General features: G+C 72.1%; 19 protein-coding genes, 2 tRNA genes and 1 pseudogene. 7 read left to right on the top strand and 15 right to left on the bottom strand.

All coding sequences use genetic code 11. From position 1 onward, the window contains the following. Positions 1-113 precede the first annotated feature (113 nt). The 3 genes from ABIA32_RS30280 to ABIA32_RS30290 all read right to left on the bottom strand — a co-directional run bounded on the left by ABIA32_RS30280 (position 114) and on the right by ABIA32_RS30290 (position 2,922). Entirely contained in the window at positions 114-869 is a 756-nt protein-coding gene (locus ABIA32_RS30280) for a crotonase/enoyl-CoA hydratase family protein (RefSeq protein WP_370102419.1), read from the bottom strand. A gap of 36 nt (positions 870-905) precedes the next feature. Further along, positions 906-2,642, bottom strand: coding sequence for a cholesterol oxidase substrate-binding domain-containing protein (locus ABIA32_RS30285; protein WP_370102422.1), 1,737 nt, complete (start codon positions 2,640-2,642; stop codon positions 906-908). A 148-nt stretch (positions 2,643-2,790) separates the two neighbouring features. Continuing rightward, positions 2,791-2,922, bottom strand: coding sequence for a hypothetical protein (locus ABIA32_RS30290; RefSeq protein WP_370102424.1), 132 nt, complete (start codon positions 2,920-2,922; stop codon positions 2,791-2,793). Positions 2,923-3,110: 188 nt separating this feature from the next. Between ABIA32_RS30290 and ABIA32_RS30295 the strand changes: the two genes are divergently transcribed. Further along, entirely contained in the window at positions 3,111-4,688 is a 1,578-nt protein-coding gene (locus ABIA32_RS30295) for an APC family permease (RefSeq protein ID WP_370102426.1), read from the top strand. 22 nt (positions 4,689-4,710) lie between these two features. Here ABIA32_RS30295 and ABIA32_RS30300 read toward each other — a convergent pair whose 3' ends face one another. The 4 genes from ABIA32_RS30300 to ABIA32_RS30315 form a co-directional block, all read right to left on the bottom strand. Then, positions 4,711-6,108: a glycoside hydrolase family 26 protein gene (locus ABIA32_RS30300; protein ID WP_370102429.1), complete on the bottom strand. Its 1,398-nt coding sequence runs from the start codon at positions 6,106-6,108 to the stop codon at positions 4,711-4,713. 133 nt (positions 6,109-6,241) lie between these two features. Beyond that, positions 6,242-8,059, bottom strand: coding sequence for a putative bifunctional diguanylate cyclase/phosphodiesterase (locus ABIA32_RS30305; protein ID WP_370102488.1), 1,818 nt, complete (start codon positions 8,057-8,059; stop codon positions 6,242-6,244). A 310-nt stretch (positions 8,060-8,369) separates the two neighbouring features. Then, positions 8,370-8,795, bottom strand: a complete 426-nt coding sequence (locus tag ABIA32_RS30310) for an OsmC family protein (RefSeq protein ID WP_370102431.1) — start codon at positions 8,793-8,795, stop codon at positions 8,370-8,372. Between the two features lie 91 nt (positions 8,796-8,886). Then, positions 8,887-9,681 carry a VOC family protein gene (locus ABIA32_RS30315; RefSeq protein WP_370102434.1) on the bottom strand — a complete coding sequence of 265 codons (795 nt, stop codon included), beginning with the start codon at positions 9,679-9,681 and terminating at the stop codon, positions 8,887-8,889. Positions 9,682-10,083: 402 nt separating this feature from the next. Here ABIA32_RS30315 and ABIA32_RS30320 point away from each other — a divergent pair, with 402 nt between their 5' ends. After that, positions 10,084-11,331, top strand: coding sequence for an MFS transporter (locus ABIA32_RS30320; protein WP_370102436.1), 1,248 nt, complete (start codon positions 10,084-10,086; stop codon positions 11,329-11,331). A 464-nt stretch (positions 11,332-11,795) separates the two neighbouring features. Here ABIA32_RS30320 and ABIA32_RS30325 read toward each other — a convergent pair whose 3' ends face one another. Both ABIA32_RS30325 and ABIA32_RS30330 read right to left on the bottom strand, forming a co-directional pair. Beyond that, complete coding sequence (locus tag ABIA32_RS30325) at positions 11,796-12,614, bottom strand: putative protein N(5)-glutamine methyltransferase (protein ID WP_370102439.1); 819 nt, start codon at positions 12,612-12,614, stop codon at positions 11,796-11,798. Between the two features lie 256 nt (positions 12,615-12,870). Then, positions 12,871-12,944 (bottom strand) — tRNA-Lys (locus tag ABIA32_RS30330). A gap of 139 nt (positions 12,945-13,083) precedes the next feature. Here ABIA32_RS30330 and ABIA32_RS30335 point away from each other — a divergent pair. The 3 genes from ABIA32_RS30335 (at position 13,084) to ABIA32_RS30345 (ending at position 14,972) form a co-directional block, all read left to right on the top strand. Then, positions 13,084-13,398, top strand: a complete 315-nt coding sequence (locus ABIA32_RS30335) for a chorismate mutase (protein ID WP_370102442.1) — start codon at positions 13,084-13,086, stop codon at positions 13,396-13,398. Between the two features lie 101 nt (positions 13,399-13,499). Continuing rightward, positions 13,500-13,943: a universal stress protein gene (locus ABIA32_RS30340; RefSeq protein ID WP_370102444.1), complete on the top strand. Its 444-nt coding sequence runs from the start codon at positions 13,500-13,502 to the stop codon at positions 13,941-13,943. A 69-nt stretch (positions 13,944-14,012) separates the two neighbouring features. Continuing rightward, the gene (locus ABIA32_RS30345; protein ID WP_370102447.1) at positions 14,013-14,972 is read left to right on the top strand and encodes a cation diffusion facilitator family transporter; all 960 of its coding nucleotides are present in this window, start codon (positions 14,013-14,015) and stop codon (positions 14,970-14,972) included. A gap of 189 nt (positions 14,973-15,161) precedes the next feature. Here ABIA32_RS30345 and ABIA32_RS30350 read toward each other — a convergent pair whose 3' ends face one another. Both ABIA32_RS30350 and ABIA32_RS30355 read right to left on the bottom strand, forming a co-directional pair. Then, complete coding sequence (locus tag ABIA32_RS30350; RefSeq protein ID WP_370102449.1) at positions 15,162-16,130, bottom strand: decaprenyl-phosphate phosphoribosyltransferase; 969 nt, start codon at positions 16,128-16,130, stop codon at positions 15,162-15,164. Continuing rightward, a complete protein-coding gene (locus ABIA32_RS30355) occupies positions 16,127-17,356 on the bottom strand; it encodes a phosphodiester glycosidase family protein (protein WP_370102452.1) in 1,230 nt (409 codons plus the stop codon). The genes ABIA32_RS30350 and ABIA32_RS30355 overlap by 4 nt, the downstream gene beginning before the upstream one ends. 624 nt (positions 17,357-17,980) lie before the next feature. On the opposite strand from ABIA32_RS30355, the pseudogene ABIA32_RS30360 reads away from it, so the two are divergent. Then, positions 17,981-18,151, top strand: a pseudogene (locus ABIA32_RS30360) (NADH-quinone oxidoreductase subunit H); the annotation flags it as partial. Between the two features lie 13 nt (positions 18,152-18,164). Here ABIA32_RS30360 and ABIA32_RS30365 read toward each other — a convergent pair. Continuing rightward, complete coding sequence (locus ABIA32_RS30365; protein ID WP_370102455.1) at positions 18,165-18,815, bottom strand: nucleoside/nucleotide kinase family protein; 651 nt, start codon at positions 18,813-18,815, stop codon at positions 18,165-18,167. Positions 18,816-18,905: 90 nt separating this feature from the next. Then, positions 18,906-18,979: transfer RNA gene (locus ABIA32_RS30370), tRNA-Lys, on the bottom strand. Positions 18,980-19,112: 133 nt separating this feature from the next. Between ABIA32_RS30370 and ABIA32_RS30375 the strand changes: the two genes are divergently transcribed. Then, complete coding sequence (locus ABIA32_RS30375) at positions 19,113-19,979, top strand: PhzF family phenazine biosynthesis isomerase (RefSeq protein WP_370102457.1); 867 nt, start codon at positions 19,113-19,115, stop codon at positions 19,977-19,979. 33 nt (positions 19,980-20,012) lie between these two features. On the opposite strand, the gene ABIA32_RS30380 is transcribed toward ABIA32_RS30375, so the two are convergent. Together ABIA32_RS30380 and ABIA32_RS30385 are read right to left on the bottom strand one after the other, a co-directional pair. Continuing rightward, positions 20,013-20,753 carry a bifunctional DNA primase/polymerase gene (locus ABIA32_RS30380; RefSeq protein WP_370102460.1) on the bottom strand — a complete coding sequence of 247 codons (741 nt, stop codon included), beginning with the start codon at positions 20,751-20,753 and terminating at the stop codon, positions 20,013-20,015. Between the two features lie 68 nt (positions 20,754-20,821). Then, positions 20,822-21,172, bottom strand: coding sequence for a hypothetical protein (locus ABIA32_RS30385; RefSeq protein ID WP_370102462.1), 351 nt, complete (start codon positions 21,170-21,172; stop codon positions 20,822-20,824). Between the last annotated feature and the right edge of the window lie 80 nt (positions 21,173-21,252).

The following is a 21,252-nucleotide window of genomic DNA, read 5'->3' on the forward strand; positions in this document are numbered from 1 at the left end:
TTGCCTGTTCCGTCCGGACGGCGCAGATTCTAGGGCTGCGAGGGACCACAGCGGTATCGGGGGACGCCGCGGGTCGGCTGTGCCTGACCGGAGGCCGCTGAACCTGACGGATGTCACGGACGGCGGTTGCGGAAGGCCTCCGCGCCCGGCAGCCCTTCGGCCTCGATGGTCGCGAGGCCCCGAGTGAACTCGTTCGCCAGCGCGGCCTCCTCGGTGAGGCCCTCCGCCTCCAGTGCGGAGAGGCGGTCGTTGCGCAGGCAGGTCTGCGGGAGGGCGGCGATCTCGTGGGCGAGGGTTTCGGCAGCGGCGCGTTCCGTGCCGGTGGGGACGAGGCGATCGGCCAGGCCGATCGCCAGCGCCTCGTCGGCGCGGACCTCGCGGCCGGTGAGGATCAGGTCCATCGCGCGTGCCGCGCCGATCAGGCGCGGCAGCCGGACCGTTCCGCCGTCGATCAGCGGGACGCCCCAGCGTCGGCAGAAGACACCGAAGACCGCGTCCTCCGCGGCCACCCGTAGGTCGCACCAGATCGCCAACTCCAGTCCGCCCGCCACGGCGTGGCCGGCGATCGCGGCGATCACCGGCTTGCCCAGGCGCATCCGGCTCGGGCCCATCGGGCCCGGGCCGTCCGGGCTGAGGGCGTTGCCGCGCGAGCCGCCGACCTCCTTCAGGTCGGCGCCCGCGCAGAACGCGCCGCCCTCGCCCCACAGGACGGCGACGGAGGCCGTCGGGTCCGCGTCGAACTCCGCGAACGCGCGGAACAAGGCGTCCGCCGTCGGTCCGTCCACGGCGTTGCGTCGCTCCGGGCGGGAGAGGACGACCGTCCACACCGGCCCGTCGCGGTCGACGCGCACCCCGGTCACCCGCACCACCACCATCGTCCTTGGAGAGCTGCATTCCTGAAGAGCTCAGGGCAGCAGCGTATCCAGGAAGGAGTTGGAGTAGATCCGTCCGGGGTCGTAGCGGTTCAGCGTCGCCAGCGCCGTGTCCCAGTTGGCGGAGCCCGGCTGGCCGGCCCGGAACGAGGCCGGGATGGTGCTGCCCAGCACCGCCGGGTCGGCCCAGGCCGCGCTGCCGGAGTAGGCCCAGCCCTTCGACCACTCCGCGCGCACCGTGGCGTAGCTGCCGGTGTAGTTGGCCAGAGCCCACTGCTCGGTCTCGCGGTAGAACTTCTGCGACTGCGGCGTGCCGGGGATGGTGAGCAGGTCCATCCAGACCGCCGTGTCCCACTGCGGTTGGTCGGGTCGCGGTCTGACCGCGCTCAGCAGCGGCTCGACCGCGCCGGGGACGCCGCAGTCGGCGGCCCGGTCCAGGCCGGTGACCCGGACCTCCCACGGGCCGTTCATCGGGTACTGGCCGGCCGCCTTGTAGGTCGCCAACTGCCCGCTCAGGTAGGTGTAGAACTCGCTCACCACACGCTGGACGTCGCTGCGCGCGCAGAGGATCGCGTAGCCGTTCGCGGTGACCTGGAGGGTGGTCGGCTTGACGTAGAGCTGGGTGTTCTTGGCCCAGCCCCAGATGTCCCAGGTGCCGGTGGTGATCAGCCCGGAGCCGACGATGCTCATCTCCAGGTTCTCGAAGGTCGGCGTCACCGAGACGTTGCCGGAGACGATGTCGGAGATGTACTGCGACTCCTGACTGCTGACCGAGTCCGAGAAGCTGTAGTTGAACGGGCTGTTGACCTGCTTCGACAACCACGGCTTGTTCGGCGAGACCGACCACACCTTCAGCCACGGCACGGTGGTGAAGGGGAACCAGATGGTCTCCACCCGTCCGCTCCGGTTGACCAGCGCGGCGAAGGAGCTGGAACCGGCCGACGCGGGCGGCGCGAACAGGTCGGTGACCTGGGTGGTGTAGCTCGACTCGCAGCGCAGGTGCACGTTGGTGCCGACGCGCAGCGTCGCCTCGGTGACGAAGGCGCGGCCGAGGTTGACCAGGAAGGCGCCGATGTCCGGGTCGCTGCGCTGGAAGGTCTTGAGCACGTACGCGCTGTTGCCCGCGTCCCAGACCACGGCCGTCAGCGAGGTGACCAGGTTGCTGACGGAGCCGAAGGTGTGCCCGGCGACCTGCGACTCGCCGCTCGCCGGCACCGAGGTGCCGTGGCCGTCGATGGCGAGCACGCCGCCGAGCGTGAGGTCGCCGGGGGCCGGGGTGTTGGTCAGGCCGTAGCCGGAACTCTCCAGTGTGGTCAGCAGATTGAGCATGGTGATGCCGCACTGCGCGGTGACGCTCGCGGGAGAGCCCGCGTTGACGGAGACGGACGTCAGGTGCTGCGTGGTGTCGACGAGCACGATGTTGCCCGTCGCGCCGCTGGGCTCCAGCAGTGGCGACCAGCCGTGGCCCATCCCCCTCGGGCGCAGCCGCCACCCGTTGGCGTGGGCCCAGTTGGCCAGGGTCACCACGTCGTTCGGGCTGCTGGGGGCGCAGGTCCAGGTGGGGTCGAGCACGATCTCGCCGGACCAGTTCCGGAAGGCCTGCTGGTAGACGGAGACGGAGCTCGGGAAGTTCGGCGGTGCCGCGGTGGCCGCTTCGGCCGGTGTGACCCTGAAGGCGGGCGTCCAGGGGGCGATCCCCAGGGCGGCGCCCGCCGCGGTCGCGCCCAGGAAGGCGCGGCGCGACAGGCGCGCGCGTTCGTGCTGGTCCATGACTGTCCTCCGGTCGGCTCAGGTGGGAGCGCAGCCGTGCGCGACGTGGCGCGCGCAGGGGACACCCGGGCGCGGGCACGCCGACGGACGGCGGTGAGGGGTTCAGAAGGCGCGCCGGGCGGTGCGGTCCCGCGCGGGGAGTCGTCGCTCAGTCCTCGGCGGGAGGTGCGCCTGCCGGGGGTGCGGTGCTGGGCGGGACAGTCCGGTGGTGGTGGGTGAGCAGAGGGTCGGGCGGCGCGTCGAAGAAGTCAATGGAGATGCGCGGAAAGCGCTCCCTCATGGCAGTACTGGACAGTAACTCTTGCAAGCCGCTGCGGAATCAACCGCCGCACGCCGCCGCGACCACGGATTTCGCACCCGTGCCCCCGAACGGTCCGACCCACCGCGCGGTCCGTGCGCGAAGGGGGCAGATTAGGTCTAACATCCGCGCATCAGCAGGCTCGGCCCCACTTCAGCGTGGAGGGACCCATGAGCACCTCTGTACCGCCGCCCGACGCGATTCCCGGCGCATCCGCGCTCACGCCCGGCTCCGGTTCCGGCGAGAAGGGGCTCAAGGGCAACGCGCTCGGCCTCTTCTCCTCCGTCGCCATCGGCCTCGCGTCCACCGCCCCCGCCTACAGCCTGGCGGCGACCCTCGGCCTGATCGTCGCCGGAGTGGGACTGCAGGCGCCGATCATCACCATCCTCGCCTTCATCCCGATGCTGCTGATCGCCTACGCCTACAAGGAGATGAACGCGGTCGACCCGGACTGCGGCACCACCTTCACCTGGGCGGCCCGCGCCTTCGGACCGCGCACCGGATGGATGGGCGGCTGGGGCATCATCATCGCCGACATCATCGTCATGGCGAACCTCGCCCAGATCGCCGGCTCCTACGGTTTCCAGCTGATCGGGCACCCCGGCCTGGCGAGCAACACGACCTGGACGACGATCGCCGGGGTCGTCTGGATCATCGTGATGACCTTCATCTGCTACATCGGCATCGAGATCTCCGCCGCGCTGCAGCGCGTGCTGCTCTGCGTCGAGGTCGCGATGCTGGCGATCTTCTCGGTGACCGCGCTGGTCAAGGCCTACGGCAGCAACGCGCCTGCGACGGCGATCCGCGTCCAGGCCGCCTGGTTCAACCCCTTCCACGTGCCGACCGCGAGCGCGCTGACGGCGGGCATCCTCTCCGCGGTCTTCATCTACTGGGGCTGGGACACGGCCGTCTCGGTCAACGAGGAGACCGCCGACAAGACCAGGACCCCGGGCCGCGCGGCGGTGATGTCCACCGTCCTGCTGCTGCTGATCTACACCTTGGTCTCCACCTCGGCGCAGAGCTTCGCGGGCGTCGGGACCGACGGGATTGGATTGGCGAACCCCAACAACTCCGGTGACGTGCTGTCCGGCCTCGGCAACGCGGTCTTCGGCACCACCGGATTCGGCTGGTTCCTCTCCAAGCTGCTGATCTTCATGGTGCTGACCTCGGCTGCGGCCTCGACCCAGACCACGATCCTGCCGACGGCGCGCACCAGCTTCTCCATGGCCCTGCACAAGGCGATCCCGTCCCACTTCGGCCGGGTGCACCCGCGCTTCATGACGCCGACCTGGTCGACGGTCGGGATGGGCATGGTCTCGATCGCCTTCTACGTGCTGCTGACCCGGATCAGCACGAACGTCCTGACGGACTCGATCTCCTCGGTCGGCCTGGGCATCGCGTTCTACTACGGGCTGACCGGCTTCGCCTGCTTCTGGTACTTCCGCAAAGTGCTCACCCGCAGTGCGAAGGACCTGTGGTTCAAGGGCATCCTGCCGCTCCTGGGCGGGCTGATCCTGCTCTACTTCTTCTGCTACGCGGCCTTCGACGTCTACGCCTCCCCGACCTACGGCCACACGACGGTCAACCTGCCGTTCTTCGGCGAGACCGGCGGCGTGACGGTGATCGGCGTCGGCGCGGTGGCGCTCGGCCTGGTGCTGATGGCGATCCAGTGGGCGGTTCAGGGCTCCTGGTTCCGCAACCCCGACGTCCCGGTCAGCGCGGCGACGGCAGACGAGGGTCTGGGGTAGCGCGCCCGCTTCCCCGTGAGGGTCAGGAGCGGCCGGGCACCTTGGCGCGGGTGATGGCGGGGAACGGGCTCGGGTGCGGGGCGGGCACGCCCGGGGTGGGGGTGGGGGTGGAACAGGGGTTGCCGTCCCGGCGGCGGTGGCAGGTGGGCGAGGACGCGGGAGCCGGGGCGGGGCTCTGGGAGCCGAGCACAGGGGTGGGCGCGGGCGTCGTGGACGGTGTAGCCGGGAGCGAGGGCGACGGGCCCGGGGACGTGGAGGGGTTCGGGGTCGGCGTCGGACTCGCGCTGGGGTGCGTGGTCGGGCTCTGGCTGGCGCTCGGGCTCGTGCTCGGCGACGGAGTAGGCAGCGGAGCGGGTTGCCGCGACATCATCGCCTGGTAGATCGCGCTCGACTCCGGGTTCGCGTCGCAGTTCAGCACGCCGTGCGGGCAGTAGTCGGTGATCGTCTGATACAGCGTGTCGTGCGTCTCGATCCAGTTGATCATCTGCCGCATGAACGTCGGATCGTCACCGTGGCGGAACATGCCCCACTCCGGGTAGGAGACCGGCTTGTGGTGCTGGGCGGCGAAGCGGACCTGGTCGAGCATGCCGTACTGCTGGGTCACGTAGTCGGCGAAGTTGTCGCCCGGACCCTGGTCGTAGTTGTCCGTGCCGATCACGTCGGTGACGTCGTCGCCCGGGTAGCAGTCCGTCCACGGGTGCGCGTCGGGGCCGCGGTTCGGCGTGAAGTCGAAGCGGAAGGCCTGGCCGGGGACGCTGCGCATGACGTGGACGATGCGCCGCCAGTAGCTGCGCCAGTCCTCCGGGTCAGGACCGCACCGGCTGGTGTAGGTGATGCCGTTCATCTCCCAGCCCAAGGTGATCACCGTGTCGGGGACGCCGAGGGCGACCAGGCGCCGGGCCAGGGTGAGGAAGTGCGCGTCGTTGGCGCCCGCCGCGGACTGCTGGAGCATGGAGGCGACGTCGCCGTCGCTGATGCCGTCCTCGTTCTGCTGCTGCATCGGCACGGCCAGCACGAAGATCCGGTCGGGCCGGGAGAGCCGCCACTGCGCCCAAGGGCCGAGCAGCGACGGGCTGCCTTCGATGTCCGTCCAGGTGCCGCCGGGCAGGTAGGTGTGGCCGACCTGCAGATCGGCGTTGTGGAGCCAGACCGAGAGGCGGTTCTGCCGGTCGTCGGCGAAATCGGAGCCCACGAACGCGCCGAAGGGCACCGCGTGCGCGGGCAGCACGGTCGGGTCCGACCAGGGCTGCTGGTCGGAGCCGGAGACCGCGGAGACCGCGGAGAGCATCGCGTCGCCGCTGTGGGCATGCCCGAGCCGTGACCCGGGCGCGGGCGCGAGCAGCCGCGCCCCGGTCGCGAAGACGAGCAGCAGCGCGCTCATGGCGAAGGCCAGGACGGCGAGCAGGCGACGCTGTGGCATGCGTCTCAGACTATGGACTGATGAACCGTCATGATGCAGGGCGCGCTGAACGGTCGTGGTGCCTCACTCTTTCGGGGGTAATGCGGCGTGGGGCCTGGACCGGCGGCCGATGGGGGCGTCGCGCCTTCGCCGCTCAGGCGCGCAGCATCCGGTCGATTTCCTCGGCCGACACAGCGCGGCCGAAGTGCCAGCCCTGGGCGGTGTCGCAGCCGGTCGCGCGGAGCCGCTCCGCCTGGGCGGCGCTCTCGACGCCCTCCGCGGTGACGGTCAGGCCGAGCACATGGGAGAGCCCGACCAGGGCCGCCACGATCTTCTCGTCCGCGGCCCCGCGCGGCGCGGAGCCGTTGACGTGGGCGCCGGGACTCGTGCCTGCGCCGACGGTCGTGCTCGGGTCCGGGCGGGGCCCGGCGTGCGGCCGGGGCTCGCGGAAGCCCTCCAGGAACGAGCCCGCCAGCTTGAGCACGTGCACCGGGAGCCGGCTGAGGTAGGCGAGGTTGGAGTACCCGGTGCCGAAGTCGTCGATCGCGATCCGCACGCCCATCGCGGCCAGCGCGTGCAGCGCCTCGACCGGGCGCCCGGCCGGGCCCATCACCGCGCTCTCCGTCAGCTCCAACTGGAGCAGTCGCGCGGGGAGACGTGTGCTGCCCAGGATCTCCGCCACGTCCGCGACCATGTCGGAATCCCAGAACTGACGTGCGGCCAGATTCACGCTGACGAACAGCTGTGCGTCGGGGAAGCGGTCCAGCCAGCTCCGGGCCTGCACGCAGGCCGTCTCCAGCACCCAGCGCCCCAGCGGGACGATCGCGCCGGTCTCCTCCGCGATCTGGATGAAACGATCCGGCGCGAGCCGGCCGAAGTCCGGGTGGCGCCAGCGCACCAGCGCCTCGACCCCGCGCAGCGTGCCGTCGCCGAGATCGACCAGCGGCTGGTACTCGAGCAGGAACTCGCCGCGCTCCAGTGCGGGCCGCATCGTCGTCGCCAGCACCTGGCGCGTCATCTGGTGGGCGATCCGCTCCGGATCGTAGAGCGCCCAGCGCGAGCGGCCGTCCGTCTTCGCCCAGCAGAGCGTGGAATCCGCGTCCTTGACCAGCTCCGTCGGCGTCGTGCCCGGCACCGGGCGCTCCACGACCCCCACGCTCGCCGTCGCCGCGACCCGCTGGCCGCTCAGGTCATAGGGCGCGCCGAGGATCTCGACGACCTCGGCCGCGAGCGCCGTCAGCTCCTCCGAGCCGGCGCTGCGCGGCACCAGCACGGCGAACTCGTCCCCGCCCATCCGCGCGACCAGGTGCCCGCGCGCGGCGAAGCGCTGCTCCAGCCGCCGGGCGACGGCGACCAGCAGTTCGTCGCCGACGTGGTGGCCGAGCGTGTCGTTGACGGCCTGGAAGCCGTCCAGATCGAGGTAGCACAGCCCGATCCGCTGGTCCGCCTCGGCGAAGGCGCCCGCCAGTCGCTCGAAGAAGAGCGAACGGTTCGGCAGTTGGGTCAGCGGGTCGTGCATGGCCTGATAGTGCAGCCGGTCGCCGAGGCGGCGGGCCTCGGAGACGTCCTCGACCATGGCGAGGGTGTAGAGCGGCTCGCCGGAGGAGTCACGGATCAGCGAGACGGTGATGTTCGTCCACACCGCGTGCCCCTGGCGGTGCCGCAGCCGTTTCTCCAGCCGGACCCGGTCGCGCTCGCCGCGCACTAGCTCGCGGTAGACACGGCGCGGGCGCTCCTCGACGTCCATCAGCTCGTGGATGTGCCGACGGATCAGCTCGGGCACGGTGTGTCCGAGCATCTCGGCCAGCGCCGGATTCGCTTCGATGATCAGATCGTCCCGGTCGACCAGGGCCATGCCGATGCCGGCATCGACGAAGGCCGCCCGAAAGCGGTTCTCACTGGCCCGCAGCGCGTCCTCGAGACTGCGCCGGTCGACCGGGCTCGCATCCGTCGTGGCGACGGTACCGCCCAGGGACTCAGCCAAGGACTCAGCCAGGACCGCCCTGTCCAAGGGTTCCGTGTCCGAGGCTTCCCTGGGCTCGCCGAGGGCGCCGACCGTGCCCGCGGCACTGAGGGCGTCGAGGGCGTTGATCTCCTCGGGAAGACCTGGGGGACCGGGTGGGCCGCTACGCACGGTAGTGATCTTAGGAGTCGGCCCCGGACGCATGCCAGCGATCCGGGGCCGATTCACTCCCTGGTGGGGGTTGCGCGCGCAACGCGTGCGCCCCCTTTCACCCGTTCTTGCGACGAGCGCGAGGTTTCGATGCCTTGCGTTGCGCTGATTACGCGAGGGACGCGGAGAGCGTGATCGTCGTGCCGGTCAGCGCCTGGCTGACCGGGCAGTTGGCCTTCGCGTCCTCGGCCGCCTTGACGAAGCCCGCCTCGTCCAGGCCCGGCACGGTGCCCACCACGGAGAGGTGGATGCCGGTGATGCCGGTGCCGGGCTGGAAGGTCACCTCGGCCTGCGTCGTTAGCGTGGTGGGCGGCGTACCCGCGCCCGTCAGCCCGTGCGAGAGGGCCATCGAGAAGCAGCTGCTGTGTGCGGCGGCGATGAGCTCCTCGGGGCTGGTCTTGCCGTTCGCCTGCTCGGCCCGGGAGGGCCAGGACACCGGGTACTCGCCGATCCCGGACGAGAGCATGGCGACGACGCCCTTGCCCTCCGTCAGGTTGCCTTCCCAGGTCGTGCGCGCGGTGCGGGTGGTTGCCACGAGGGCACCTCCGATCGATGGTCCGTTGACACGTCGTCACCCATCGTAGGAGCCCCGCACCGTCGCCACCTCGACCAACGTGCGCGGATTGCTAACGCGGCAGCGTGATGACCGCGAAGGACGCGCCGGAGGGGTCCTTCGCCACGCAGAGCCGCCCGTACGGCGAGTCGAACGGCCCGTGCAGCACGGAGCCGCCGACCGCGGCGATCTGCTTCGCCGTCTCGTCGACGTCCGCCACCGCGAAGTACACCGACCAGAACGGCGAGCCACCGCCCGCCGCCAGCTCGTTCACTGGATCGGTCGCCCGGAGCCTGCCGCAGACCTCGCGCTCCGCGCCCGGCGGCGTCCAGACCGTGTAGTCGAAGTTCTCGCTGTCGCCGATCTGGCGCTGCTCGTAGGGGAAGAGCCCGGCGTAGAACGCGTCCGCGGCCCCGCCCGCCGTCGTGTAGACCTCGTTCCAGCACATCGCGCCGGGCTCACCGTAGAGCTGCGCGCCCTCGTGCCCGCCCGGCTGCCACAGGCCGAAGGAGGCGCCCTGCGGGTCGAACGCGAAGGCCAGCCGGCCCGCACCCGGCACGTCGTGCGGCCCCATCGCGATCTTGCCGCCGCCCGCCTCGACCGCGGCGATCGACGCGTCGACGTCGCTGGTCTTCAGGTAGACGTTCCACGCCGGGGCCAGCCCCTCCGCGCCGGGCGGCGGCGGCATCAGCGCGGCGACCGGCTTCCCCTTCCACAGGCACATCGTGTAGTGCCCGTACTCGGGGCCGTTGTCCTGGAACTCCCAGCCCAGCACCGCGCCGTAGAAGCGGCGGGAGGATTCGAGGTCGGGGGCGTTCAGGTCGGCCCAGCAGGGGGCGCCGTCGGGGAACGAGCTGACGTCGGGCATGCGGCCCTCCGGGGTGAGGTCGGATCGCAAGGCGGATCGCGGGTCGGATCGTGGGATGGTCGGATCGTGGGTTGGACCGAGAGCCACGATTCCTCTGCCGTGCGCAGAGCGCAACCGCTTGCGTCCGTAGGGTAACCGTTCGCCTCCGAATGGTGGGCGGGCTCACCCCGGAAGAAGGGGCGGGGCGGAAGCGTTCACAGGTAAGATGTTCAAAGATCTACCGAGAACAGCTACATCTGCCTGAAGCAGAGTCGGCTAGACCGCTCGGCGGCCGTCGGCCTCCGCCCACTCCGGCGGCGGTGCGCGGTATCTACCCCGGTCGACGCACCAGAGGACGACCCTCGGCGCCCGGGACCACCCGCATCCCTGCGCGCTACCAGGCAGCAGAGAGACCTCTCCATCATGGCCCGCTCGTTCGGCTACGGTGCGCTGCTGCGCACCCCCGGCGCATGGACCTTCCTGCTTCCCGCCTTCGTGGCGCGGCTCCCCTACGCGATGCTCGGGCTCGGCACGGTTCTGCTGGTGCTCGACACCACGCACTCCTACACCACCGCCGGCGCGGTCGCCGCAGTCGCCTCGATCACCCAGGTCGTCGGCGCGCCGCTGACCGGTCGGCTCGCCGACCGCGTCGGCCAGGCCCCGGTGCTGCTGCCCTGCCTGGCGCTGCACGGCGCCTCCGTCGTCGGCCTGATCGCGCTGGCGCTCGTCGGCGCGCCGGTCTGGACGCTCTTCGTCGCCGCCGGTGTGGCCGGCGCGTCGCTTCCGCAGATCGGCGCGATGGTCCGCGCCCGCTGGCTGCACGCCCTGGACGGCCGCCCGCAGGCGCTGTCCTCGGCCTTCGCCTTCGAGTCCGTGACGGACGAGCTGACCTTCGTGCTCGGCCCGGTGCTGGCGACGACGCTCTGCACCATGGTCGCCCCCGCGGCCGGCCTGGGCGCGGAGGCGGTCCTCACCGTCCTCGGCGGCCTCGCCTTCGCGGCCCAGCGCCGCACCGCCCCGCCGGTGCGCGCGGCGGCCGACGTGCAGGGCGGCTCCGCGCTGGCCCAGCCGGGGGTGCGACTGCTGGTCGGCGGCCTGCTGGGCGTCGGCACGGTCTTCGGCGCGCTCCAGGTCTCCATTACCGCCGCGAGCGAAGCGGCGGGCAAGGCCGGGCTGAGCGGCGTCGTCTACGGCCTCTTCGCGGCCGGCAGCGTGATCGCCGGTACCGCCTTCGGCGCGGTCCAGTGGAAGCGCTCGCCGAGGTTCCGCCTGCTGGCGGCGTACGCGGCGCTGGTCGTCGGCGCCTCGACGCTGTGGGCGATGCCGAACCTGTACACGCTCGCCGCAGCGGCCTTCTGCTGTGGCCTGGCCATCGCCCCGACGCTGATCTCCGCGTACACGCTGGTCGAGACGCTGGTCGAGTCCGGCGCGAAGACCGAGGCGTTCACCTGGCTGACCGGCTCGATCGGTCTCGGCCTGGCTCTCGGCTCGACCGTGGCCGGCCGCCTGATCGATGCCCACGGCCCGAGCGCGGGCTTCCTCGTCCCCGCGCTGGGCGCGGCGCTCGGCTTCACCGCGCTGCTGACGCTCCGCAGCCGCCTCGCCCCCACCCCGTCCGCCTCCCGCCCGGTCGCCACCTCCCGCCCCGAACCGGCCCGCGCCTCCGCCTGACGCCTCCGCCTGACGCCTCCGCCGCGCTGCGCCATTGCCCGCCGACGGGCCCGGACCACCCCCCGGGGGCGGCCCGGTCCCGTCGGCGCTGGGGCCCCGCCGGGCAATCGGGCTGTGGGGGTCCGCCCACCTGGGCGGCACGCCCCGGGTTCGGGGCCCCACCCCCTCCGCCTCCCGCCTCGAACCGGCCCGCGGCGCTGTGCGGTCGCCCACGAAGGGTCCTGACCAACGCGGCCCGGGCATGGGTGGGGCCCCGCCGGGCAGTCAGGCCCCTGAAGGCCACGCTCGCCTGGACGGCACGTCCCGGTTCGGTGCCCGGTGCCCCTGGCCGGGTTGTAGGGCCTGAAGGTCCTCGCAGCGCGGACGCCCGTAGCTGGCCGGCCTCGTCCGGGCTTCGCCCGGGTCGTCGTCGGCCGGGCCGGGGCAGCCCGACCAGGCTCAGGCGGGCGCCGGCGGCCTCGCCGCTACGCCGTAGGCCGGGTGCCGATGACGACCGTGGACCAGTACTCCTTCGAGGTCGCCAGGCGGGCGACGAGGCCGCCGGAGGCGAACGCCGCGAGCGCGGCGTCCTGCTGGCGTTCGCTGGTCTCCACCAGCATCGAGCCGCCCGGGGCGAGCCAGCTGGCCGCCTCCGCCGTCACCCGGCGGAGGACGGCCAGGCCGTCCGCGCCGCCGTCGAGGGCGACCAGGGCCTCGTGGTCGCGGGCCTCCGTCGGCAGCAGCGGGATGTCGCCCGTCGGCACGTACGGCACGTTCGCCAGCAGCACGTCGACGCGGCCGCGCAGCGGCTCGGCCGGGAGGGCGTCGAAGAGGTCCCCCTGGTAGGCGTGGCCGCCCAGCGGAGCGAGGTTGCGGTGGGCACAGGCCACCGCCGCACGGTCGATGTCCGCCGCGTGCAGTTCCACCGGTCGCCCGGGCGCGCCGAGTCGGTCGGCCAGCGCCATGCCCAGGGCGCCGGAGCCGCAGCAGAGGTCGACCACCACCGCACCGGGCCGGGCCAGCGCCGTGGCCTGCTGCACCAGGAACTCCGTGCGCGGACGCGGCACGAAGACCCCGGGATCGACGGAGACGCGCAGCCCGCAGAACCGGGCCCAGCCCAGGACGTGTTCGAGCGGCAGGCCCTCGACGCGGCGGATCACCATCGCGTCGAGCTCAGCCGGTGTGGCCGCCGCCTCCAGCAGCAGCTGCGCCTCGTCCTCCGCGAAGACGCAGCCGGCCGCGCGCAACCGCCTCACCACGGAGGGGAGCACGGCAGGGGAGGGGGAAGCGAGAGAGTCAGACATGGAAGTCCGCAAGCCTTTCGGAAAGCCGGTAAAGCGGGCTCCCCGGGCCGGGCCGTACGCCTAACGGCCGCCACAGGAGGGGAGCGCCCACGCATCGATGGCGTTGATGGGACTCACCTCCTCGGTCTGTTCGGACAAGCACTCATGACACTACCGTGTCGCCCGCCGATCCGATCCGATCCGCCGAACGGCGGCATGCAGTCGTGAACGCCGAAGGGCTCCCTCGTCGAAACGAGGGAGCCCTTCGAACTGTCTGTGCGCCGCCAGGGACTCGAACCCCGGACCCGCTGATTAAGAGTCAGCTGCTCTAACCAACTGAGCTAGCGGCGCCTGCTGACGAGGAAGACATTACATGACCGTTCGGCAAATGCCGAATCGGTATTCTTGGCCCCCGGCGGAGCCCCGAGCGGCCCCGCACCTGGCCGGGACACCCGGCCCGGAACCAGCCGACAGGCCGACAGGGGAGCGCATGTCCGACAGCCACGCCGAGGTCGACCCGCACGCGAAGGCGGAGCTTGAGCGCCTGCGCGGCAGCATCGACAACATCGACGCCGCGATCGTGCACATGCTGGCCGAGCGCTTCAAGTGCACCCAGGAGGTCGGTCGGCTGAAGGCCGAGTTCCGGCTGCCCCCGGCCGATCCCTCGCGCGAGCGCGTGCAGATCGCCCGGCTGCGCGAGCTGGCCGCGGCGGCCCGGCTGGACCCGGCCTTCGCGGAGAAGTTCCTCAACTTCATCATCGCGGAGGTCATCCGCCACCACGAGAGCATCGCCGCCGAGGACTGACGACGCTCCGCGCGGCTGCCTCTGCTTGTCGGATCTTCGGCGTAGGGTCGAAACCGGTCGCATCCGGGGCCTCCGGCCCGGAGCGACGGGTGGAGGGTGACATGTTCGAACTCGGTACGGACGGACCGTCGGTGATCGTCGTCGGCATCGACGGATCCGACTCCTCGATGCGGGCTGCCGCGTACGCCGCGGGTCTCGCACGGCGCCAGGGCGCCAAGCTGGCGCTCGCTTACGTGCAGCCGATCAGCGCGATGGGCGGGGCGCAGGTCGGCGCGGCGGTGATCCAGGCGGAGCAGGAGGTGGCGGACCAACTGCTCGCCGAGATCCGCGACGCGGTCGAGCGGCTTCCCGAGGGCGAGCGGGTGCGCTGGGAGTTCTACAGCTCCCCGGGCGACCCATACCAGGGCATCGTCGATCTGGCCGACCAGCTCAAGGCGGACGGCGTCGTGATCGGCGCCTCGCAGAAGGCCGGCCACCGGCTGGTCGGTTCGGTGGGCGTGCGGCTGGTCAAGTCCGGCCGCTGGCCGGTCACCGTGGTGCCGTAGGTCGCAGCCCGGACCGGGTGGTCTACCGTGTTGCTCTTCAGGTAAGAACAAGGCGGGAGATTTTTACCTATGAGCTCGTCCGGAGGCTCGAAGGCCGTCGTCGCGGCCCTCGGCGCCAATCTCGCGATCGCGGTGTCGAAGTTCGTCGCCTTCGCCTTCAGTGGCTCCTCGTCCATGCTCGCGGAGGGCGTGCACTCGCTGGCCGACTCGGGCAATCAGGTGCTGCTCCTGGTCGGCGGCCGCAAGGCGCGCCGCGAGGCGGACGAGGCGCATCCCTTCGGCTACGGGCGTGAGCGGTACGTCTACGGCTTCCTGGTTTCGATCGTGCTCTTCACGATCGGCGGGGTCTTCGCGCTGTACGAGGGCGTCGAGAAGGTCCGGCACCCGCACGCCGTCGACCACTGGTACTGGCCGGTGGGCGTCCTGATCTTCGCGATCGTCGCGGAGGGGTTCTCGTTCCGCACCGCGATCGCGGAGGCCCGCCCACTGAAGGGCGGTCAGTCCTGGGGCCGCTTCATCCGGACGGCGAAGGCTCCGGAACTGCCCGTCGTTCTGCTGGAGGACTTCGGCGCGCTGATCGGCCTGGTGCTGGCGCTGGGCGGCGTGGGCATCGCGGTGCTGACGGGCAACGGCGTATGGGACGGCGTGGGCACGCTGTGCATCGGCGCCCTGTTGGTCGCCATCGCCTGGGTCCTGGCAGTGGAGACGAAGTCGCTGCTGCTGGGGGAGGGCGCGGGTCCGGAGGCGGTGGCCGCCATTCGTGCTGCGCTGCTGGCGGGGCCGGACGTGGAGCGGGTGATCCATATGCGGACCCTGCACCTGGGTCCTGAGGAGCTGCTGGTCGCCGCGAAGATCGCCGTCCGCCCGGACGCGGACGCGCGCTCCGTCTCCGCGACGATCAACGCCGCGGAGGCCCGCGTCCGCGCGTCAGACCCGACGGCCCGCGTCATCTACCTCGAACCCGACCTCTACAGCGCGGCCGAGGCCGCGGCCGGCCCCGACCCCACGGCGACCCCAGGCGGCCGGTAGGCCGCCGGCGGCGCGAGGCTCTCCCGCGTGGGTGCGACTGGTCAAAACAGGGGGAAGTTGCACCTCCAGGGGCGCGGGGAACTGCGCGTCAAGCCACCCTGTGCAGATGGTCCTCAACGTGCAGGGCCATCCGCACAGGGTGGTTACTCGCGCAGTTCCCCGCGCCCCTCGGGGAGTTGCAACTATCGGTCACATCGCGGGCGCGGCGAAGCCGAGGGCGAAGAGGAGGAGCCAGGTCAGTTCGAGGGCGATCATCGGGGTGTCCCTGATCAGCAGATCCTCGATGTGACTGGTCGTCCCGGCCGACGTCAGTCGGTCGAAGCGGATCAGCGCCGCGACCAGTGGCACCACCGTGGCCACGTGCCAGGCGCGCGTCCGCGCGTCGGGTTCGACCAGCGCCCAGGCCAGGTACGCCGCCACCATCGCCAGCGCGATGACCCGCTGCGCGACCCTCAGGCCGCTGGCCGTGTAGTGCTGGAGCGAAGGCCGGTGCGCCGCCGCCGGATCGCCCAGGCCCGCCAGCTCCGTGTGGCGCTTCGCGGTGGCCACCAGCAGCGCGCCCAAGCTGCAGACCAGCACGAACCAGCCGGACGGCGGCACCTGCGACGAGGCCGCGCCGCCCAGCGCCCGCAGCACGAAGCCGGAGGCGACCAGCGTCAGCTCCAGTACGGCCAGGTGCTTCAGCCCGAGGCTGTAGAGGAACGACGTGACCAGGTACGCCGACACCGCGATCGTCAGCCCGTAGCCGGGAGCCGTCAGGCTCACGGCCAGCGCAGCGGCCAAGCACGTCGCGGCGACCGCCATCGCCGCCGTCTCGCTGAGCTCGCCGGACGCGATCGGGCGCAGGCACTTGCGCGGGTGCTGCCGGTCGCGTTCGGCGTCCACCGCGTCGTTGACGAAGTACACCGCGCAGGACGCCAGCGTGAAGACCACGAACGCCACCGCCGCCCCGCCCAGCGCGCTGCCGCCCCGCGCCTCGAACTGGCGTGCCGTCAGTTCGGAGCCGGTCAGCGGCGCGGCGAAGACCAGGAGGTTCTTCACCCACTGCCGCGGCCGCGCGGTCCGCAGCACCGCCGACGGCCAGCGGGCCCACCCGGTGCGCCGGGCGACGAACGGCGTCGTCGGCTGCACCGGGCGGATGGGCTGCGGCGCGGTCATCGTGCGTAGACCGCGGTGAAGTCGCGGCTGGTCGACTCGTAGTACCGGTTGGCCGGGCGCTCCTGGTCGGGTAGCAGCTTGACCGGGGTCGGGTTCGTCGGGTCGGACTGCGGTTGGTAGTACTGGAAGGACATCCAGGCCGGGTTGATGTCGAGTTGCATGGCGCGCACGCAGCCCGCGCTCGCCAGCAGGTCCGCGAGGGTGCGCACGGAGAGTGCGGGACCGTAGGCGAAGATCAGGCGCCCGTCGCCGGTGACGCCGACGCCGGAGCGCCAGACGAAGTACTTCCCGGCGATGGTCAGGCCCCAGCCGCTCTCGACGTTGGTGTCGACGCTGTCCGGCACCTTGCCGTGGTCCACGATCAGCTTCAGGTTCTGCCGGACGCCGGTCACGTCGGGCGTGAGGGTCGCGTCGCGGCCCCAGTCGGCGACAGTGGCCTTGCCGTCCTTGGTGAAGACGAGGGAGGCCGCGCCGTCGGTGAGCGTGCCGCGGGTGACGCCATTGAGGTAGAAGCCGCCCTGGGCCTCGGCGTCCGAGACCTTGAACCCGCCGTTGAAGGTGGCCAGCAGGCCGGTGCGCTGCCCCGGCGGGACGGAGGGCGGGACGCCCCAGTTGCCCGGGCCCGGGTCCTGCTCGCCGGGGTGTAGCGAGAAGCGGAGCAGGCGCTGGTCCATCGAGGCGACGGCGGCGACGTAGGAGGTGTGCTCGTTGTCGGGCCGCAGGAACGCGCCGAGCAGCGCGGGAGTGCCGTTGACGCTGCCGAGCGTCTGCCAGGTGCCCTCGTTCGGGAGCGGGGGACCGGCGGGGGAGACGAGGCGAGCGAGGGGGATCGGCTTCATCGCGGGCTTGGTGGTGCTCTGGACGGGCGAGCCGTCGGGCGCGAGCGCGATGGTCGGCTTGCCGCCGATCTTGGGCGGATTGGCCTTGTACTGCTGGTCCTCGAGGAAGGTCACCACCGGCCCGAGGTGGTGGTCGCGGGCCCACTCGGCGACGCGGGCGACGACGCTGTCGTCACCGGGCGCGGCGAGCGCGGAGCCTATCGACCAGCAGAGCCAGACGAAGAACACGGCGAAGAGGGCGAGTATCGCCCGGACCGTGCGGAGGCTGAGCAGATGGCGTATTCGCCTGAACCGCTTCCTGCGTTGCGGCGGAGTGGGGTCCGACGGCGAAGAGGGTTCCTCGGCGGGATTCTCCGATACGGACTCGGGCGGCGCTGGTATACCCACGCGGACCTTCTTCCAGCCGGGCGCGCGGCTGCGCGCGGAGCACGGGAAAGACGGCCAGCCCGCATGTGCGGGGAGTGATCGCGATCACGTCTGGTCGCCCGGTCTCTCACGCTAGGTAGGCGGAAGCGGAACCGCCTGTTCGACTAGGCAGTCCGGGTTACGGCCCCACGCCTCTCGGCGCGCCTCCCCATGCCCGAGCTCCTCGCACCTTCGCGTCGCCGATCCGGCCGCGGCCTGCGCGCGGCACCTGCCTGGAACGCTCCCGCAGCGCGGGCCGGGGCACGTCTTCGACTCCGCGGGGAGGGGCCAACCCGGGGAGGGCAGCTCCGGGCCGACGGGTGGGGGGAGGCTGCGCCAGGGGCGCCACGCGGTCGGAGGGGGGAGTTCGCAACGCGGGCCCCAGCGTCTGGCCCGCGTGGTGGCAGCGCGGTGCGCAGGCGGGGGAATGGTCGGCCGAGGAAGAGGCGGGTGTCGACTCAGTGCCTGAGGGGCGGCGCCCAGGGCGCGGGCGCTGACGGACCCGTGCGGAGGCTGCGCGGGGCGGCCGGGGGACCGGTCTGCTGAGCGGGGCGGCGGGATGGCCCTGTGCCCGAAGGGCCCGGGTGCGTGGGCCTGTCGAGGCGGCGTGTGGTCGCGCAGCTGATGGCCTACGAGCTGCCGATGCTGCTCGCCGCCTCCGCCGCGATGGCTGCCGGGACGGTGTCCCTCACCGGGATCCTCGGTGCGTTCCACTGGTGGTGGGTGCCGTGGCAGCTCGTCGGCGGGTTCGTCTTCTTCACTTCCGGGCTCGGTGAGGCCCGGGAGGGCGTCAGACGGCGTCGAGGGTGATGACGCGGACGTCGTGTGGGAGGTGGGAGTTCACCAGGTCGCCGTTGGGGTGGTCGTTCGCGTCGACCCAGGAGCGGGCCGCCGACGGGTCCAGGCCGCCGGCCTGTTGGCGGGCGAGGAGGCGGGTGTCGCGGACGCCGTCGGGGGTCGCGAGGAACCAGACGGCGTCGAGCTCGGCGCGGACCTCCGCCCAGCCAGGGCCGGCCGCCGCGCCCGCGGCGAGGTAGTTGCCCTCGGTCAGGACCAGTCGGGTCGTCGGGGCGACGACATGCCGGGCCGCGACCGGTTCGTGCAGTTCGCGGTCGTAGTCCGGGACGTAGACGGGCTCGGAGGCGGGGTGCGCGCGCAGGCGGCGCAGCAGGGTGAGGTAGCCCCAGACGTCGAAGCTGGGGGCCGAGCCCTTCCTGGCGCTGAGGCCGAGCCGAGCGAGCTGCGCGTTGGAGAGGTGGAAGCCGTCCATCGGCACGTACGCCGCCGCGTCGGGACCGAGGCGGCCGCGCAGCTCGGTGACGAGCAGACGCGCCAGCGTCGACTTGCCGGCGCCGGGCGCTCCCGCGATGCCGAGCAGGAAGCGGCCGCCCGGTTCGGGCGTCAGCGCCAGCGCCGCCTCGATCAGTTCCCCTGCGTCCATCGCTCGATCCTCCGACCCTCCGACCCGCCCGAACATCCGGAACGCCGAAGGGCTCCCTCGTCGAAACGAGGGAGCCCTTCGAGCTGTCTGTGCGCCGCCAGGGACTCGAACCCCGGACCCGCTGATTAAGAGTCAGCTGCTCTAACCAACTGAGCTAGCGGCGCCTGCTGACGTGGAAGACATTACATGACCGGACCCGCGATTGCCGAATCCGGTCCGCCTTGCTCGCCCGCGCCGAGCCCCGTTCTCCCCACCAAATTCGTTGATCTTGGCGAACGTCCGTGCCAGCGTAGAAGCATGACGACTCCCACTGGCCCCGCCGCGCCCGAGGTCCTCCGGTACACCGCCTTCTCAGCTGATCCGGCCGGCGGCAACCCCGCCGGGATCGTCCTCGACGCGCGGGGGCTGGGCGACGTCGAGATGCTCGCCGTCGCGGCCGCGGTGGGCTACTCGGAAAGCGCCTTCGTCACCGAGCAGGATCCTGAACAGCGCCGGTTCCGGGTGCGCTACTTCAGCCCGCTCGCCGAGGTCGACTTCTGCGGGCATGCGACCGTGGCCACCGCCGTCGCGCTCGCCGAGCGGCTCGGCGAGGGGCCGTTGCTCTTCGAGACCAACGTCGGCGAGATCAGCCTGGACACCGGGAAGGACGCCTCCGGCGCGGTCCGCGCCACGCTGACCAGCGTCCCCACCCACACCCGCCCGGCGACGGACGCCGAGCTGGACGCGGCGCTGGCCGCCCTGCGTTGGTCGCGCGACGAGCTGGACGCGGCCTTCCCGCCGCACGTCGCCTTCGGCGGCGTCGAGCACCTGGTCCTGGCAGCCGGTACGCGCGAGCACCTGGCCGCGCTCGACTACGACTTCGACGGGCTCGCCGAGGTGATGACCCGTCACGGCTGGACCACCGTCCAGCTGGTCTGGCGTGAGAGCCCCGAGCTCTACCACGCGCGCGACCCGTTCCCTATCGGCGGCGTGGTCGAGGACCCGGCCACCGGAGCCGCCGCGGCCGCGTTCGGTGGCTACCTGCGTGCGCTCGGTGAGATTCCGGCGTCGGGGAGCTTCACCATCCGGCAGGGCGAGGACATGGGCCGGCCCAGCACGCTCACCGTCTCCGCCATGCCGGACGGGGAGCGGATCCGTGTCTCGGGGACGGCGGTCGCGATCTGAGGCGGAGGCCGCACGGCGCCGGGTCGCCAGGGCTCAACCAGCGGGGCTCGTGCCGGTCTCGCTGCCCGCCGCGTCCGCCGCGTCCGCGACGCCCGCGGCCCCAGTGACGTCCGCCTCGTCCGCGATGCCCGAGTCGCCGGTCCCGTCCTCGTCGGCGCGGGCGCCGGGCAGGTCGCGTGCGGCCCGGACGCAGGCCCAGAGCAACGTGGACGCGCCGGGCAACCACGGCTCGCGGCCGTCCGGCGCGACGATCCAGCGGCCCTGGGTCTCCGGCGCGTCCATGGGGCGCTGCAGAGGCGGCACGGTGATCGCGTCACCGGGGCCGTGGCAGAGCAGCGGTGGGACGTCGCGGGCCCACTCCTCCCAGACCAGCAGCGGCCGCAGGCGCGCCGCGGTGCCGGGCTCGGCGAAGATCAGGATCCGGCCGCGGAAGGTCGCCACCGGTCCGCAGCCGGGGCCGGTGGCCCAGAGCTCGTCCAGGACCCGGCGTCCGAAGAGGCCGGGAAGGTTGATCACGTCGAAAACCCGCCCGCAGGGCAGCACGGTGGCCGCCCAGGGGCGGGCCTCCCACAGCGCGCGCATGCTCCGCGGGTACTCGCTGGCCGAGGCGAGCCATGACTCGCCGGCGACGGTCACGTACTCGACGGAGTCGTACGTCCACATGTCCACGGTCCAGCTGTACCGAGGCGGTTGCTGCGTCCGGACCGGAACGCCGGAATGCCGGACAGGGGCGGTCAGGGAGGGGTAATATCCGCTGCCTTTGGCATATGCCAAGGGGAATCCTTGGCTCCGATAGGCAACCGAGCGCCGGCCGAGGGGGTCGCGCCGGCGACCGGCGAGCCTCAGCCCAGCGGTCTGCGGCGCTGGAGGCCGCGCCCGTGTTCGACCATCTTCGCGGCGTAGTCCGGCGTCCAGTCCGCCGCCGCAGCGATCTCCTCGAGGCTCAGGCTGTCGAAACGCCGCGTGTCGGCCAGCTGCGCCGCCGCTATCGCCTGGAACTCACCGGCTCGCTCGGCCGCCGCGCGAAAGGCGAGGGTCAGTTCGGTCGCGCGGGCGAGCAGCTCGCGTGAGTCCTCGATGGACTCCAGGTCGAAGAAGTGCTCCGCCTCCGGCTCCGCGATGCCGGGCTCGAAGAGCAGCGGGGCAGGGCGGAGCCTCCTCTGCGACGAGCGGTCGGCCGTGGAGTCGGACATCGGGCACCTCCTGGGGCAGGCGAAACGGGCAGCACGGATCGGCAGCCGCGGGTGGACAGCCGCATTCCATTGTCGACGCG

The sequence above is a fragment of the Streptacidiphilus sp. MAP12-20 genome, from assembly GCF_041262525.1.
Taxonomy (GTDB): Bacteria; Actinomycetota; Actinomycetes; order Streptomycetales; family Streptomycetaceae; genus Streptacidiphilus.

Coding starts and splice junctions, on each gene's coding strand:
- ABIA32_RS30285 (WP_370102422.1), bottom strand. CDS start 2,642: ATGGACCAGCACGAACGCGCGCGCCTGTCGCGCCGCGCCTTCCTGGGC.
- ABIA32_RS30290 (WP_370102424.1), bottom strand. CDS start 2,922: ATGAGGGAGCGCTTTCCGCGCATCTCCATTGACTTCTTCGACGCGCCG.
- ABIA32_RS30295 (WP_370102426.1), top strand. CDS start 3,111: ATGAGCACCTCTGTACCGCCGCCCGACGCGATTCCCGGCGCATCCGCG.
- ABIA32_RS30300 (WP_370102429.1), bottom strand. CDS start 6,108: ATGCCACAGCGTCGCCTGCTCGCCGTCCTGGCCTTCGCCATGAGCGCG.
- ABIA32_RS30315 (WP_370102434.1), bottom strand. CDS start 9,681: ATGCCCGACGTCAGCTCGTTCCCCGACGGCGCCCCCTGCTGGGCCGAC.
- ABIA32_RS30320 (WP_370102436.1), top strand. CDS start 10,084: ATGGCCCGCTCGTTCGGCTACGGTGCGCTGCTGCGCACCCCCGGCGCA.
- ABIA32_RS30325 (WP_370102439.1), bottom strand. CDS start 12,614: ATGTCTGACTCTCTCGCTTCCCCCTCCCCTGCCGTGCTCCCCTCCGTG.
- ABIA32_RS30335 (WP_370102442.1), top strand. CDS start 13,084: ATGTCCGACAGCCACGCCGAGGTCGACCCGCACGCGAAGGCGGAGCTT.
- ABIA32_RS30340 (WP_370102444.1), top strand. CDS start 13,500: ATGTTCGAACTCGGTACGGACGGACCGTCGGTGATCGTCGTCGGCATC.
- ABIA32_RS30345 (WP_370102447.1), top strand. CDS start 14,013: ATGAGCTCGTCCGGAGGCTCGAAGGCCGTCGTCGCGGCCCTCGGCGCC.
- ABIA32_RS30350 (WP_370102449.1), bottom strand. CDS start 16,130: ATGACCGCGCCGCAGCCCATCCGCCCGGTGCAGCCGACGACGCCGTTC.
- ABIA32_RS30365 (WP_370102455.1), bottom strand. CDS start 18,815: ATGGACGCAGGGGAACTGATCGAGGCGGCGCTGGCGCTGACGCCCGAA.
- ABIA32_RS30375 (WP_370102457.1), top strand. CDS start 19,113: ATGACGACTCCCACTGGCCCCGCCGCGCCCGAGGTCCTCCGGTACACC.
- ABIA32_RS30385 (WP_370102462.1), bottom strand. CDS start 21,172: ATGTCCGACTCCACGGCCGACCGCTCGTCGCAGAGGAGGCTCCGCCCT.